Origin of the sequence: Streptomyces deccanensis (assembly GCF_022385335.1) — a bacterium.
GTDB classification, from domain to species: domain Bacteria; phylum Actinomycetota; class Actinomycetes; order Streptomycetales; family Streptomycetaceae; genus Streptomyces; species Streptomyces deccanensis.
This window is the reverse complement of sequence record NZ_CP092431.1, coordinates 5,068,924-5,084,039: the sequence shown is the minus strand read 5'-3', so window position 1 is coordinate 5,084,039 and position 15,116 is coordinate 5,068,924. Positions and strand designations below refer to the sequence as shown.

Here is a 15,116-nt window from a genome sequence, read left to right as displayed (position 1 = left end):
CGCAGCGGCCCGCGCGGTGTGTGCGCCCATCATAGGAATGCGGATCGCGCCGTGTGATGACCCAGGGGTGGTGAAATGGCGCAGGGCCCCAGTTCACCGCGGTTTTCTCCCGAATTGGGCGGGGCTCTCCCCGCCCGATTCCCGTTCGGATCCTCAAGTGGGGCGTCAACCCGCTTCAGGTGATCGTGGCGGGCTGACCGTCGTACGCGGTGGACGCCGCTCGGACGAGGTCCGCACGATCAACTCCGTCGGTATCACCTGCTCGACCGGTTGGTCCGATTCGACCCCCTCGATCGCGTCGATGAGGAGCTGGACCACCGCCGTGCCGATCCTGCGCGGCTTCAGCGAGAGCGTAGTGATCGGCGGCTCGGTGGTCGCGTACACCGCCGACTCGCTGCAGCAGACCAGCAGCAGGTCGTCGGGGACGCGCAGGCCGTACCGCCGGGCCGCGGCCAGCAGGTCGGTGCCGTTCGGGTCGAAGAGGCCGTAGACCGCGTCCGGGCGGTCCGGCCGGGCCAGGAGTCGGTCGGCCGCGACGGCTCCGGCGCACGGATCGTGCGCCGGATAGGCCTCGTAGACAGGATCCTGTCCGACGCGCTCGCACCAGCGCAGGTATGCGGTGGTGGAGAGATGTGTGTACGTGTCCGTCGACGTGCCGGTGAGGAGCCCGATCCGGCGGGCGCCCGCGTCGGCCAGGTGGTCGAGGATGCCGAGGACGGCGGCCTCATGGTCGTTGTCGACCCACGCGGTGACCGGCAGTGAGCCGGCCGGTCGGCCGTCGGAGACCACCGGTAATCCCTGGCGGACCAACTCGCTGACGACCGGGTCGTGGTCGGAGGGGTCGATGACCACGGTGCCGTCCAGGGCGACGTTCGACCACACGTCGTGTCGCGAGGTCGCGGGGAGGATGACCAGGGCGTAGCCCCGGGCCAGCGCGGCCGAGGTGGCGGCCCGCGCCATTTCCGCGAAGTACGCGAACTCGGTGAAGGTGAAAGGTTCATCCCCGTAGGTGGTCACGGTCAGGCCGATGAGGCCCGATTTGCCGGTTCTGAGAGTTCGGGCGGCCGCCGAGGGGCGGTAGCCAAGTCGGTCGGCGACCTCGCGTACATGGCGTCGGGTGGCGTCCGGGAGCCGGCCCTTGCCGTTGAGGGCGTCGGAAACGGTCGTGATGGAGACTCCGGCGGCGGCGGCCACGTCCCGGATGCCCGCCCGGCCCGACCGGCTGCCTCGGCGGGGAGTTTCCGCGCGGCTCACCTGGTGCTTCCCTGCTGCTGTCATGGCGAGCCGATAGTAGGGCTCATGCGGTGGGGTAGTGCGGACGCATATGCACTCGTTGACAGGCACGTTTCTGCAAGGTCGCAAAGGGTCAATTTCCTTGCATTGCAAGGGAGTTGTGTGATCCCAGGTAAGGACGTGACTTGTCGACGCGCATGGGCCTGCCAAGTAGCTGATGTCTCGAAGAGGTCTCAACTCACCTGGACGGGTGATGCGCGCTACGGCGTGAGCCACCGGCGCGTGCGTTCCTGAGCAGTGCGCCCCCTGATTCGTACACCTTCGTGCCCTGATGCCCCTGGGGCGGATGTGACGGCGGAGGAGCGGGCGTGGGTGGGCGGAGGAACGGACGTGGGACGGACCGGGAGCGGACGCGGTTGTCCACAGGCCATTCGCAGGGGCGCCGAATCCTCATAAGGTGAGAAGCATTACGTCGACGAGGAGGACTGCGGTGAGCGAGACGAGCCCCAAGCTGCGAGCCGAGCTGGAGGGTATCCCCACCTACAAGCCCGGCAAGCCGGCCGCGGCGGGCGGCCCGGTGGCGTACAAGCTGTCCTCCAACGAGAACCCGTATCCGCCGCTGCCCGGTGTGCTGGAGAGCGTGACGGGGTCGGCCGCGTCCTTCAACCGGTACCCGGACATGGCGTGCACGGGGCTGATGAGCGAGCTCGCGGACCGGTTCGGGGTGCCGGTCACGGACCTCGCCACGGGCACCGGCTCGGTCGGTGTGGCTCAGCAGCTGGTCCAGGCGACCTCGGGGCCGGGCGACGAGGTGATCTACGCCTGGCGGTCGTTCGAGGCGTATCCGATCATCACGCAGATCAGCGGGGCCACGTCCGTGCAGGTGCCCTTGACGCCGGGCGATGTGCACGACCTGGACGCGATGGCGGACGCGATCACCGACCGGACGCGGCTGATTTTCGTCTGCAACCCGAACAATCCGACGGGTACGGCGGTCCGCCGCGCCGAGCTGGAGCGGTTCCTCGACCGGGTGCCCGGCGATGTTCTCGTCGTGCTGGACGAGGCGTACCGCGAATTCGTGCGGGACGTCGAGGTGCCGGACGGCGTCGAGTTCTATCGCGAGCGGCCGAACGTCTGTGTGCTGCGTACCTTCTCCAAGGCGTACGGGCTCGCGGGACTGCGCGTGGGATTCGCGATCGCTCACGAGCCGGTGGCGGCCGCGCTGCGGAAGACGGCTGTGCCGTTCGGTGTGAGCCAACTCGCACAGGACGCCGCCGTCGCCTCGCTGCGTGCCGAGGACGAGCTGCTCGGCCGGGTCGGTTCGCTGGTCTGCGAGCGGAACCGGGTGCTCGAGGGGCTGCGCGGTCAGGGCTGGACGGTGCCGGAGACGCAGGCCAACTTCGTCTGGCTGCGGCTGGGGGAGCGCACCGTCGAGTTCGCCGGTGCGTGCGAGCAGGCCGGAGTCGTCGTGCGGCCGTTCCCGGGTGAGGGTGTGCGGGTGACGATCGGCGAGACCGAGGCCAACGACATCTTCCTGAAGGTCACAGAAGAGTTCCGCAAGGAGCTGTAGGTTTCGGCGCTCGCGGCGGTGAGGGGTTCGGGATCTCCCGAACCCCTTTCGCGTGTGCGATAGGGCTGACGTGCCCGTTTGCGCCATAGGTCCATCGGCACGGACTTAGGGACCCCCCGCCTATCGATGATCGAACGGGCATGCGTCATAATTGCTTGTGAATGTGAACGCGTTCACAAGCGCGTCCTGGTTGTCCTGAGATGTACGTGTCATCGGGACAGGCTGCCGCAGTGCCACGGCATGTAAGGAGAAGACGTGGATCTCGCTCTGGCGCCGGAGACTCTGGCGCGATGGCAGTTCGGCATCACGACCGTCTACCACTTCCTCTTCGTCCCCCTGACGATCTCGCTCGCCGCGCTCACCGCGGGCCTGCAGACCGCCTGGGTGCGCTCGGGGAAGGAGAAGTACCTCCAGGCCACCAAGTTCTGGGGCAAGCTCTTCCTGATCAACATCGCGATGGGTGTCGTCACTGGCATCGTGCAGGAGTTCCAGTTCGGGATGAACTGGTCCGACTACTCCCGCTTCGTCGGTGATGTCTTCGGAGCCCCGCTCGCCTTCGAGGCGCTGATCGCCTTCTTCTTCGAGTCCACCTTCATCGGTCTGTGGATCTTCGGCTGGGACAAGCTCCCGCAGAAGATCCATCTGGCCTGCATCTGGATGGTCTCCATAGGCACGATCCTGTCGGCGTACTTCATCCTCGCGGCCAACTCGTGGATGCAGCACCCGGTGGGCTATCGGATCAACGAGGCGAAGGGCCGGGCCGAGCTCACCGACTTCTGGCTCGTCCTGACCCAGAACACCGCGCTGACCCAGGTCTTCCACACCCTCGCGGCGGCCTTCCTCGCCGGCGGAGCCTTCATGGTCGGCATCGCCGCCTTCCACCTGGCCCGCAAGAAGCACATCCCGATGATGAAGACCTCGCTGCGCCTCGGCCTGGTCACCGTCGTGGTCGCCGGCATGCTCACCGCGATCAGCGGCGACCTGCTCGGCAAGGTCATGTTCAAGCAGCAGCCGATGAAGATGGCCGCCGCCGAGGCCCTGTGGGACGGCGAGGCGCCCGCGCCGTTCTCCGTCTTCGCCTACGGCGACGTCGACGAGGGCCACAACAAGGTCGCCATCGAGATCCCCGGCCTGCTGTCCTTCCTCGCCAACGACGACTTCGACTCGTACGTCCCCGGCATCAACGACGTCAACAAGTCCGAGCAGGAGAAGTTCGGGCCCGGCGACTACCGGCCCAACATCCCCGTCGCCTACTGGGGCTTCCGCTGGATGATCGGCTTCGGCATGGCCTCCGTCGCGATCGGCGCGGTCGGCCTCTGGCTCACCCGCCGGAAGTTCCTGCTGCCGCAGCACCTGCGGGTCGGCGACGACGAGGTGCCGCATCTCGTCCTGCTGCCGAAGAAGGCCCTCGGTCCGACACTCACCAAGTGGTACTGGCGCATCGCGGTCCTCACCCTCGGCTTCCCGCTGATCGCCAGCTCCTGGGGCTGGATCTTCACCGAGATGGGCCGCCAGCCCTGGGTCGTCTACGGCGTGCTGCGCACCGAGGACGCGGTCTCCCCCGGTGTCTCCCAGGGCGAGATCATCACCTCGATGATCGTCTTCACCACGCTGTACGCGATCCTCGCCGTCGTCGAGGTCAAGCTGCTCGTGAAGTACGTCAAGGCGGGACCGCCCGAGCTGACGGAGGCCGACCTCAACCCGCCCACGAAGATCGGCGGCGACTCCCGTGACGCCGACAAGCCGATGGCCTTCTCGTACTAGGCCGACCGGGCCAAGGGAGCACAGTCATGGAACTTCACGACGTCTGGTTCGTCCTCATCGCCGTCCTGTGGATCGGCTACTTCTTCCTGGAGGGCTTCGACTTCGGGGTCGGTGTCCTCACCAAACTGCTGGCCCGGAACCGTCCGGAGAAGCGGGTCCTCATCAACACCATCGGGCCCGTCTGGGACGGCAACGAGGTCTGGCTGCTCTCGGCGGGCGGCGCGACCTTCGCCGCCTTCCCCGAGTGGTACGCCACCCTCTTCTCCGGCTTCTACCTGCCGCTGCTGCTCATCCTGGCCTGCCTGATCGTCCGCGGTGTGGCCTTCGAGTACCGGGTGAAGCGGCCCGAGGAGAACTGGCAGCGCAACTGGGAGACGGCGATCTTCTGGACCTCGCTGCTTCCCGCCTTCCTGTGGGGCGTGGCCTTCGCCAACATCGTGCGCGGGGTCAAGATCGACCGTGACTTCGAGTACGTGGGCAGCCTCGCCGACCTGCTCAACCCGTACGCCCTGCTGGGCGGTCTGGTCACGCTGACCCTGTTCACCTTCCACGGAACGGTGTTCGTCGGCCTCAAGACCGTCGGGGACATCCGTGAGCGGGCACGCACGCTGGCCCTGAGGGTGGGTGCCGTGACGGCCGGAGTGGCGCTGCTCTTCCTGCTCTGGACGCAGATCGAGAAGGGTGACGGCGCCTCCCTGGTCGCCGCGGGCGTGGCGGTCGCCGCGCTGGTGGTGGCGCTGGTGGCGGTTCGGGCGGGACGCGAGGGCTGGGCGTTCGCCCTGTCGGGGGTCACCATCGTGGCCGCCGTCGCGATGCTCTTCCTGACGCTCTTCCCGAACGTCATGCCGTCCTCGCTGAACGAGGACTGGAGCCTGACGGTCACCAATGCCTCGTCCAGCCCGTACACCCTGAAGATCATGACGTGGTGCGCGGCCATCGCCACCCCGGTGGTCATGCTCTACCAGGGGTGGACCTACTGGGTGTTCCGCAAGCGGATCGGTACACAGCACATCGCCGAGTCGGTGCACTGAGTCCCGGCGGGGAGGTGTGTTTGACGATGTTTCACGTGAAACACACCTCCTCAGACCGAAGAGGCATGTTTCACGTGAAACATGACTGCTGAGAAGAGGGTGTTTCACGTGAAACCGATCGACCCACGACTGCTGCGGTACGCGCGCGCCACTCGCTTCTTCCTGGTGGTCGTCGTCGGACTGGGTGTTGCGGGAGCCGCGCTCGTCATCGCGCAGGCCATGCTCATCGCCGAAGTGGTCGTAGGCGCCTTCCAACACGGGATGCCGGTCTCCGAACTTCGGACTCCCCTGCTGCTCTTGGCCGCGGTCGCACTCGGCCGGGCTCTGGTCTCCTGGCTCACCGAGCTGGCCGCCCACCGCGCGAGTGCCGCGGTGAAGTCGGAGCTGCGGGGACGGCTGCTGGAACGAGCCACCGCCCTGGGGCCCGGCTGGCTGAGCGGGCAGCGCACCGGCTCGCTGGTCGCCCTCGCCACCCGTGGGGTCGATGCGCTCGACGACTACTTCTCGCGCTACCTGCCCCAGTTGGGTCTCGCCGTCGTCGTGCCCGTCGCGGTCCTCGCGCGGATCGTCACCGAGGACTGGGTGTCGGCGGCCATCATCGTCGGAACGTTGCCGCTGATCCCGGTCTTCATGGTGCTCATCGGCTGGGCCACCCGCTCGCAGATGGACCGTCAGTGGCGCCTGCTGTCACAGTTGTCGGGGCACTTCCTGGATGTCGTCGCCGGGCTGCCGACGCTGAAGGTGTTCGGCCGGGCCAAGGCCCAGGCCGAGTCGATCAAGCGGATCACCGGCGAGTACCGCCAGGCGACCATGCGGACGCTGCGGATCGCCTTCCTGTCGTCCTTCGCGCTGGAACTGCTCGCGACGATCTCGGTCGCGCTGGTCGCGGTCACCATCGGCATGCGGCTCGTCCACGGCGAGATGGACCTGTACATCGGTCTCGTCATCCTCGTCCTGGCTCCCGAGGCGTATCTGCCGGTGCGGCAGGTGGGCGCCCAGTTCCACGCGGCCGCCGAGGGGCTCGCGGCGGCCGAGGAGATCTTCGAGGTCCTGGAGACGCCGGTGCCGGCATCCGGGGCCGGGGAGATACCGCGCGCGGGCGATCTCCGCTTCGAGGGGGTGACCGTCCGCTACCCCGGCCGGTCGTACGACGCCGTCACGGACGTCTCCTTCACCGTGGCACCCGGCGAGACGGTGGCCCTCGTCGGGCCGAGTGGCGTGGGCAAGTCGACCCTGCTGAACGTGCTGTTGGGGTTCACCGAGGCCACGGCGGGCTCCGTGCGAGTCGGGGGAGCCGATCTCTCCTCGCTCGACCTGGACGCGTGGCGAGCGCGGGTGGCCTGGGTGCCGCAACGGCCGCACCTGTACGCGGGGACGATCGCGGAGAACGTCCGGCTGGCCCGTCCGGACGCGGACGACACGGCGGTGCGCCAGGCCCTCGCCGACGCGGGGGCGCTCGGATTCGTGGACGCCCTGCCCGCCGGGGCCGACACGGTCCTCGGTGAGGACGGCGTCGGACTCTCCGCCGGACAGCGCCAACGCCTCGCCCTCGCCCGGGCGTTCCTCGCCGACCGGCCCGTGCTGCTCCTCGACGAGCCGACGGCCTCGCTGGACGGGGAGACCGAGGCGGAGGTCGTCCAGGCGGTACGGCGGCTGGCAGTGGGCCGGACCGTGCTGCTGGTGGTCCACCGCCCGGCCCTGCTGGAGGTGGCGGACCGAGTGGTGCGACTGGAGGCGGCCTCGGGCCGCGGGGCGGCACCGGCCGCCGAGCGTGAGCGAGCGGTCGCCGTGTCCGCTCTGCCGGAACGACAGGAGGCCCTGGAGCCCGCGCCCGGGGAAGACCTGCCACTGGAGCAGGGCGGAGGCGTGCTGACCCGGGTCCGTCGGATGGCCGGGCCGCGACGGGGACGGCTCACCCTCGCGCTGCTGCTCGGCAGCCTCGCGCTGGGCAGCGCGGTCGGGCTGATGGCGACCTCCGGATGGCTGATCTCGCGGGCCTCGCAGCAGCCCCCGGTGCTGTATCTGATGGTCGCGGTGACGGCGACGAGGGCGTTCGGGATCGGACGGGCGGTGTTCCGGTACACCGAGCGACTGGTGTCGCACGACGCCGTGCTGCGGATGCTGGCCGACACGAGGGTGGCCGTCTACCGGCGACTGGAGCGGCTCGCCCCCGCCGGACTGCGGACGATCCGACGGGGCGACCTGCTCTCACGGCTGGTCGCCGACGTGGACGCGTTGCAGGACTACTGGGTGCGTTGGCTGCTGCCCGCCGGTGCCGCGGTGACCGTCTCCGCCGCCTCCGTCGGATTCACCGCGTGGCTGCTGCCCGAGGCGGGAGCCGCGCTGGCCGTCGGTCTGCTCGCCGCCGGGGCCGGGGTTCCTCTCGTGACCGGTGCCGTGGCCCGACGGGCGGAGTACCGGCTCGCGCCGGCCCGTGGAGTGCTGGCCACCCGCGTGGCCGATCTGCTCACCGGCACCGCCGAGTTGGCGGTCGCGGGCGCCCTGCCCACGCGTACGGCGGAGGCGCGCCGGGCCGACCAGGCGCTCACCCGGATCGCGTCCCGGGCCGCCACGGCCACCGCGCTCGGTGACGGGCTCACCGCGCTCGTCTCCGGGCTCACCGTCGCCGCCACCGCGCTCTTCGGCGCACAGGCGGTCGTCGACGGGCGGCTGAGCGGCGTGGCCATGGCCGTCGTCGTGCTCACCCCGCTGGCCGCGTTCGAAGCGGTACTGGGGATGCCGCTCGCCGTCCAGTTCCGCCAACGGGTGCGCAGGAGCGCGGAGCGCGTGTACGAGGTGCTGGACACACCCGATCCCGTTCGTGAACCGGAGGAACCGGCAGAGGCGCCGCTGTCGCCGTTCCCGCTGCGGCTCGAAGGGCTCGGCGCACGGTACGCCGGGCAGGACCGGAACGCGCTCACCGCGCTGGACCTCACCCTCGACGAGGGCCGCAGGATCGCCGTGGTCGGGGTCTCGGGTGCGGGCAAGACGACGCTCGCGCAGGTGCTGCTGCGGTTCCTGGACGCGCGCGAGGGAACCTACACGCTGGGCGGCGTGGACGCGGGCACGCTCGACGGGGACGCCGTGCGGCGGCTCGTGGGGCTGTGCGCCCAGGACGCGCACCTCTTCGACAGTTCGGTACGGGAGAACCTGCTGCTCGCGAGGAAGGACGCCGGCGAGGCGGAGCTGCGGGACGCGCTCGCGCGGGCCCGACTGCTCGACTGGGCCGACGAACTGCCCGACGGGCTCGACACCTTGATCGGCGAGCACGGGGCACGGCTGTCCGGCGGTCAGCGTCAGCGGCTCGCTCTCGCCCGCGCGCTGCTGGCCGACTTCCCGGTGCTCGTCCTCGACGAGCCCGCCGAGCACCTGGACCTGCCGACGGCGGACGCGCTCACGGCGGACCTGCTGGCCGCGACCGAGGGCCGTACGACCCTGCTGATCACCCATCGGCTGGCCGGCCTCGACGCGGTGGACGAAGTCGTCGTCCTGGCGGAGGGACGTGTCGCGCAGCGCGGGACCTACGCGGAACTGGCCCTGGTGGACGGCCCCTTGCGGGAGATGCTGGAACGGGAGGCGGCGGGGGAACTGCTGGCCGGTGTCTGAGCGCCTCGCGGCTCCGCCGGGGCTGCCACGGCGGTGACCGAAGGTCGGCCGGTGTCCGGTCGGCTGCCGCGGTGCCGCTGATCGGACCCGTTCGCCGCGGGGCTGCCACGACCGCGAGGGGCCGCGCCGAGTGGCTCGCCGTCTCGGTCGTAGGATCCGCGCCGCCTGCCTCGCCGTCTCGGTCGCAAGGACCCGCGCCGAACGCCCCATCCTCCGGACCCTGTTCGGCTCCATTTCTTGGCCCGTCCGGGGCATGGTGTCCCCCGGCCGTACGACGCGAACAGGACTCTGGCGCGGGGCAGGTCCACGATCGCTGCTATGCCCTTCTCTCGCCGACACTCGCTGTTCGTCGCCATGGTGCTGTGCGCCTCGGTCACTGTCGTGGCCCGGCCGGCGGTGGCCGACAGCGATCGTGCTGGGGCCCAGGCCGCGCCCGCCGAGGAGGGCATCAGCGCGCGGGTGGCGCGGTTGTTCGGGGAGGCGGCGGTCGCCACGCAGCGGTACGAGGCGGGGAGGGAGGCGGCGGAGGCGCAGAGGGCGAAGACGGAGCGGCTGGAGAAGCTGCTCACGCGGGAGCGGAAGCAGATCGCCGTGCTCAACGCAGACCTCGGCCGGATCGCCCGCGCCCAGTATCGCGAGGGCGGCGGGGTGCCGTACACCGCGCAGATGCTGTTCGCGGAGGACCCCGAGGAGCTGATGCGAGGTCAGCGGGCGGCCTGGCAGGCCGATCTGGCCGTCAACAACGCCGTCGCCAAGAGCCGTCGCGCGGAGACGCGGCTCGCCGCGGACGAGGCGAAGGCGGCGACGGCGTGGCGAGCGCTGGAGGAGTGGAAGACCGGGCTCTCCGGGATCAAGAAGGCGATCGAGCAGAAGCTCGAAGTGGCGCAGTGGACGCTCCAGGGCCAGGCCGACGAAGCGGTCGCGGCCGGAGCCTGCCGGGGAGCCGTCCGTCTGGACCAGCCGGACGGCGGGCCGTCGGCCGCGTGGGTCGCCCCGGTGGCCACGTACGAACTCTCCGCCGGCTACGGCAGCGGCGGTGAGCGCTGGGCCAGTCAGCACACCGGGCAGGATTTCGCGGTGCCGATCGGGACGCCGGTGCGGGCGGTCGGTGCGGGACGCGTGGTGAAGGTGTCGTGCGGGGGTGCCTTCGGCATCGAGATCGTCGTCGAGCACGCGGACGGCTACTTCACGCAGTACGCGCACCTCGCCGCCGTCACCGTCGACCAGGGGGACCGGGTGCGCCCGGGCCAGTGGATCGGCCAGTCGGGCACGACCGGCAACTCCACCGGCCCCCACCTGCACTTCGAGGTACGGGTCACCCCGGAGCTCGGCTCGGGTGTGGACCCCGTGCCGTGGCTGCGGAAGCACGGGGTCACGTTGTAGACGGTGTTCCGGCAGGTCTCGCTACAGCCGCTCCGCCAGGAGCCGCTCGATCACGACCGCCACCCCGTCGTCGTTGTTGGCCACGGTCCGGCCGGAGGCCGCCGCGAGGACGTCCGGGTGCGCGTTGCCCATGGCGTACGACTGGCCGGCCCAGGTGAGCATCTCGACGTCGTTCGGCATGTCCCCGAAGGCGACGACCTCCTCGTGCGAGATACCGCGCTCGGCGCAGCACAGGGCGAGCGTGCTGGCCTTGGAGACGCCCGGCCCGCTGATCTCCAGGAGGGCACTGGGGCTGGAGCGGGTGATGGTGGCACGGTCGCCGACGGCGATGCGAGCGGTGGCGAGGAAGTCGTCGGGGTCGATCGACGGGTGGTACGCGAGGATCTTCAGCACCGGCTCGTGATCGGCCACACCGCCCGGGGCCAGCAGTTTCTCGGCGGGCGCCAGGGTGTCGGGGACCTCCATGTGGAGCTTGGGGTAGTCGGGCTCCTGGTTGAAGCCGAACGTCTGCTCCACCGCGTACACCGTGCCCGGCGCGGCCTCGCGCAGCAGCCGTACGGCGTCGAGGGCGTTCTCGCGGGGCAACTCGCGGACCTTGACGAAGCGGTGGGCGCCGGGCCCGCCGTGCAGGTCGACCACGGCGGCACCGTTTCCGCAGATCGCGAGGCCGTGACCGTGGACGTGCTCGCTGACGACGTCCATCCAGCGGGCCGGGCGGCCGGTGACGAAGAAGACCTCGACGCCCGCCTCCTCCGCGGCCGCGAGGGCGGCGACGGTGCGGGGCGAGACCGACTTGTCGTCGCGGAGCAGGGTGCCGTCGAGGTCCGTGGCTATGAGCCGGAGCGGGACGGTCGGGGCCGGGGTCTCGGGCTGTCGCGTCGCTGAGGTCACGGGCACCATTGTCGCGCATATGCGCGCACGGTCGTGCGGGCACCCGCACAGGTGAGTGAACGCGGGACCCGCGGCTCCGCTGCCTGGCCTGTTGTCGGCGGCCGTACCCGCACTTCTCCGAGCCGTGCGCTCTGCCCGACCGCGCCGGCTGTGGAGCGCGTCACGCCAACTGGGCCGGGGCCTCCATGGCGATCCGCTCGAAGACCTTCTCGTCCGCGGCGAAGTCCGAGTCCGGGATCGGCCAGTGGATCACGAGGTCGGTGACGCCCAGCTCGGCGTGGCGGCCCGCGAAGTCCACGAAGGCGTCGAGCGACTCCAGGGGGCGGCCTCGGTCCGGGGTGAAACCGGTGAGGAGGATCTTGTCGAGCCGGGCCGCGTCGCGGCCGACCGCGGCGGCGCTGTCGGCCAGCTTGTCGATCTGTCCGCGAATGGCCTGAACCGACTGCTCGGGCGTGCCCGACTCGAACAGCTTGGGGTCCCCGGTGGTCACCCAGGCCTGCCCGTAGCGGGCGGCCAGTCGCATCCCGCGCGGCCCGGTGGCGGCCACCGCGAAGGGCAGCCGAGGGCGCTGGACGCAGCCGGGGATGTTGCGCGCCTCGTGGGCGGAGTAGTGGTCGCCCTCGTACGAGACGGAGTCCTCGGTGAGCAGCCGGTCGAGCAGGGGGACGAACTCGGCGAGACGGTCGGCGCGCTCACGCGGCGTCCACGGTTCCTGGCCGAGCGCGGTGGCGTCGAAGCCGGTTCCGCCCGCGCCGACGCCCAGGGTGAGCCGGCCGCCGGAGATGTCGTCGAGGGAGATCAGTTCCTTGGCGAGGGTCACCGGGTGCCGGAAGTTCGGCGAGGTCACGAGGGTGCCGAGGCGGATGCGGTCGGTGACGGCGGCCGCCGCGGTCAGGGTGGGTACGGCGCCGAACCACGGCCCGTCCCGGAAGGTCCGCCACGACAGGTGGTCGTAGGTGAACGCGGTGTGGAACCCGAGCTGCTCGGCCCGCTGCCACATGTCACGGCCGCCCTCGTGCCAGCGGAGGTACGGCAGGATCACGGTGCTCAGACGCAGACTCATACCCCGAGCGTAAGGGCACCCGCCGGGTGGTCCCACTCAGTGCGACTCCGGGAACCGCAGGTACCGGGGCGGGACCGCCTCGGTCAGCCACACCCCGTTGTCGCTGACCCGGAAGACATGGCCGTCGCGGTGCATGGCGCCCGCGTCCACGGACAGCACCACGGGCCGGCCGCGGCGGGCGCCGACGCGGGTGGCGGTCTCGCGGTCGGGCGAGAGGTGCACGTCGTGGCGGTTCATGGCGCGCAGCCCCTCGGCGCGGATCGCGCCCAGGAAGGCCGCCACGGTCCCGTGGTAGAGGTACGGGGGCGGGGTCGCGGGAGGCAGCCCCAGGTCGACCTCGACGGTGTGGCCCTGGTTGGCGCGGATCCGGTCGCCCTCGACCGCGAAGCGCCGCTTGTCGTTGGCCTCGACCACATGGTCGAGCTCGGCCCTGGTGAAGGGGAAACCGTGGGCGGCGGCCGCCTCCATGAGCGTGTCGATTCCGACCCAGCCGCCCTCGTCGAGCGTGAGCCCGATCCGCTCCGGCTGGTGGCGCAGATGTTTCGAGAGGTACTTCGACACTCTCACGGTACGTCGTTCGTTCATCTCGCCAGCGTGCCCGGCGAGACCCGCGTCACGCACTTGATTTTGCCGCGGATGTTTGATCCACAGCCAAGTGGAGTTATCCACAGGGGAATTGAAGATTCTGTGGACAACGACCGCCGAATTCAGGGATGGGCGGTGCGTCGGCCGACTCGTCCTCCTCGGTGCCGGGGCTCACAGCGGCGGCTCGAGGCGGGCGAGGGCGCGCAGGGCACGGGGGGTGAACCGGGCCATGAAGTGACCGCCGCGGGCTTCCGGGGTGACGGGCACGACCGCCTGGTTCCGGACGACCGCGCGCAGGACGGCCTCCGCGACCTTCTCCGGCGGGTAGTTCCGCAGTCCGTAGAGCTTCGCGGCCCTGCGCTGCCGGCGCTCCTCCGCCGCGTCGACCCCCGCGAAGCGCGCGGTCGAGGTGATGCCGGTGTTGACGATGCCGGGACAGATCACCGACACCCCGATGCCCTGCCCGGCCAACTCCGCGCGCAGGCACTCGCTCAGCATCAAAACCGCCGCCTTGGAGGTGCTGTACGCGGGCAGCGACCGGGAGGGCAGATACGCGGCGGCCGAGGCGATGGTGACGATGTGGCCGCCCTGGCCGCGCTCGGTCATCTGCCTGCCGAAGAGCCGGCAACCGTGGATCACGCCCCACAGGTTGACGTCGAGGACCTTGCGCCACTGTTCGGAGGTCGTGTCCAGGAAGGACCCGGACAGCCCGATCCCCGCGTTGTTCACCAGGACGTCGACCACTCCGTGCTCGGCGGCGACCTTCTCCGCGAGCTTCTCCATGGCCTGCTCGTCCGAGACGTCGACCGTCTCCGCCCAGGCTTCGGGCGCGCCGATCCGCCGGGCCGACTCCGCCGTGCGAGCCGCCCCTTCGGCGTCCACGTCGACGGCGACGACGCGCGCCCCCGCCTCGGCGAACGCGAGGGCCGTGGCCCTGCCGATCCCGCCGGCCGCGCCGGTGACCAGCACCAACTGCCCGCCGAAGCGGTCCGTGTGCCGCCCGGTGGCCATCGGCGTCCGGCGCCCCTCCTCGGTCGCCGTGACGAACTCGGTGATCCAGGCGGACAGCTGATCGGGCCGGGTGCGCGGTATCCAGTGCTTGGTCGGCAGAGTGCGGCGGGTGAGCCGCGGAACCCACGACTCCAGGTCGTCGTGGAGGCGCTCGGAGAGGAACTGGTCGCCCAGGGGTGTGATGAGCTGCACGGGTACATGGGCGTACGCGTCGTCCCGGGGGTCGGCCAGGCGGGCGCGCATGTTGTCCCGGTACAGCCAGGCCCCGTGCGCGGCGTCGGTGGGCAGCGACGCGCTGGGGTAGTCGCCCCGGGGCAGCTTCTCGGCTCTGCGGACCAGGTCGGGCCACCACTTGCCGAGGGGGCCGCGCCAGGCGAGCTCGGGCAGGACGGGGGTGTGCAGCACGTAGACGTACCAGGATCTGGCCCCCTGGCCCAGGAGTTGACCGATCCGACGCGGGGTCGGGCGCTTCACCCGCCGCTTGATCCAGTGCCCCAGGTGGTCGAGGGAGGGGCCGGACATCGAGGTGAAGGACGCGATGCGCCCCTCGGTGCGCTCGACCGTCGCGAACTCCCAGCCCTGGACCGACCCCCAGTCGTGTCCCACCAGGTGCACCGGGCGGTCCGGGCTGACGGCGTCCACGACCGCCAGGAAGTCGTCCGTCAGCTTCTCCAGCGTGAATCCGCCGCGCAGGGGCTCCGGTGCGGTGGAACCGCCGTGACCGCGGACGTCGTACAGCACCACGTGGAAGTGCTCCGCCAGCCGTACGGCGACCTCGGACCAGACCTCCTTGCAGTCGGGATAGCCGTGCACGAGCACCACGGTCGGCCGCCCGGGGTCGCCGAGTTCGGCGACGCTCAGCTCGACTCCGTCGGCGCGCACCCTGCGCTCCCGCGCATCTTTGAGCGTCCCGGCATCCGCCATGTCTCCCCCTTCGGGCCTCGGCAGCCACCGTGCCCGTCCTCGTGCCCGCCCTGGT

The 15,116-nt window shown here is 70.7% G+C and carries 10 protein-coding genes; 5 read left to right on the top strand and 5 right to left on the bottom strand.

All coding sequences use genetic code 11. From position 1 onward, the window contains the following. Positions 1 to 165: 165 nt before the first annotated feature. The gene (locus L3078_RS22690; protein ID WP_239755808.1) at positions 166 to 1,278 is read right to left on the bottom strand and encodes a LacI family DNA-binding transcriptional regulator; all 1,113 of its coding nucleotides are present in this window, start codon (positions 1,276 to 1,278) and stop codon (positions 166 to 168) included. A 445-nt stretch (positions 1,279 to 1,723) separates the two neighbouring features. Here L3078_RS22690 and hisC point away from each other — a divergent pair, with 445 nt between their 5' ends. From hisC to L3078_RS22665, 5 genes are all read left to right on the top strand, one after another. Then, positions 1,724 to 2,803 carry a histidinol-phosphate transaminase gene (gene hisC / locus L3078_RS22685; RefSeq protein WP_239755807.1) on the top strand — a complete coding sequence of 360 codons (1,080 nt, stop codon included), beginning with the start codon at positions 1,724 to 1,726 and terminating at the stop codon, positions 2,801 to 2,803. Positions 2,804 to 3,058: 255 nt separating this feature from the next. Further along, positions 3,059 to 4,567, top strand: a complete 1,509-nt coding sequence (locus L3078_RS22680) for a cytochrome ubiquinol oxidase subunit I (protein WP_239755806.1) — start codon at positions 3,059 to 3,061, stop codon at positions 4,565 to 4,567. 26 nt (positions 4,568 to 4,593) lie between these two features. Continuing rightward, complete coding sequence (cydB, locus tag L3078_RS22675) at positions 4,594 to 5,598, top strand: cytochrome d ubiquinol oxidase subunit II (RefSeq protein WP_239755805.1); 1,005 nt, start codon at positions 4,594 to 4,596, stop codon at positions 5,596 to 5,598. A gap of 108 nt (positions 5,599 to 5,706) precedes the next feature. Next, entirely contained in the window at positions 5,707 to 9,204 is a 3,498-nt protein-coding gene (gene cydD / locus L3078_RS22670; protein WP_468163561.1) for a thiol reductant ABC exporter subunit CydD, read from the top strand. Between the two features lie 318 nt (positions 9,205 to 9,522). Then, a complete protein-coding gene (locus L3078_RS22665; protein WP_239755803.1) occupies positions 9,523 to 10,587 on the top strand; it encodes a M23 family metallopeptidase in 1,065 nt (354 codons plus the stop codon). Positions 10,588 to 10,608: 21 nt separating this feature from the next. On the opposite strand, the gene L3078_RS22660 is transcribed toward L3078_RS22665, so the two are convergent. The 4 genes from L3078_RS22660 to L3078_RS22645 form a co-directional block, all read right to left on the bottom strand. Continuing rightward, positions 10,609 to 11,478, bottom strand: coding sequence for an HAD family hydrolase (locus tag L3078_RS22660; RefSeq protein WP_239755802.1), 870 nt, complete (start codon positions 11,476 to 11,478; stop codon positions 10,609 to 10,611). Positions 11,479 to 11,638: 160 nt separating this feature from the next. Then, complete coding sequence (locus tag L3078_RS22655; RefSeq protein WP_239755801.1) at positions 11,639 to 12,541, bottom strand: LLM class flavin-dependent oxidoreductase; 903 nt, start codon at positions 12,539 to 12,541, stop codon at positions 11,639 to 11,641. Positions 12,542 to 12,577: 36 nt separating this feature from the next. Beyond that, complete coding sequence (locus L3078_RS22650; RefSeq protein WP_239755800.1) at positions 12,578 to 13,126, bottom strand: RNA 2'-phosphotransferase; 549 nt, start codon at positions 13,124 to 13,126, stop codon at positions 12,578 to 12,580. 171 nt (positions 13,127 to 13,297) lie between these two features. Beyond that, positions 13,298 to 15,061, bottom strand: a complete 1,764-nt coding sequence (locus tag L3078_RS22645; RefSeq protein ID WP_239755799.1) for an SDR family oxidoreductase — start codon at positions 15,059 to 15,061, stop codon at positions 13,298 to 13,300. Between the last annotated feature and the right edge of the window lie 55 nt (positions 15,062 to 15,116).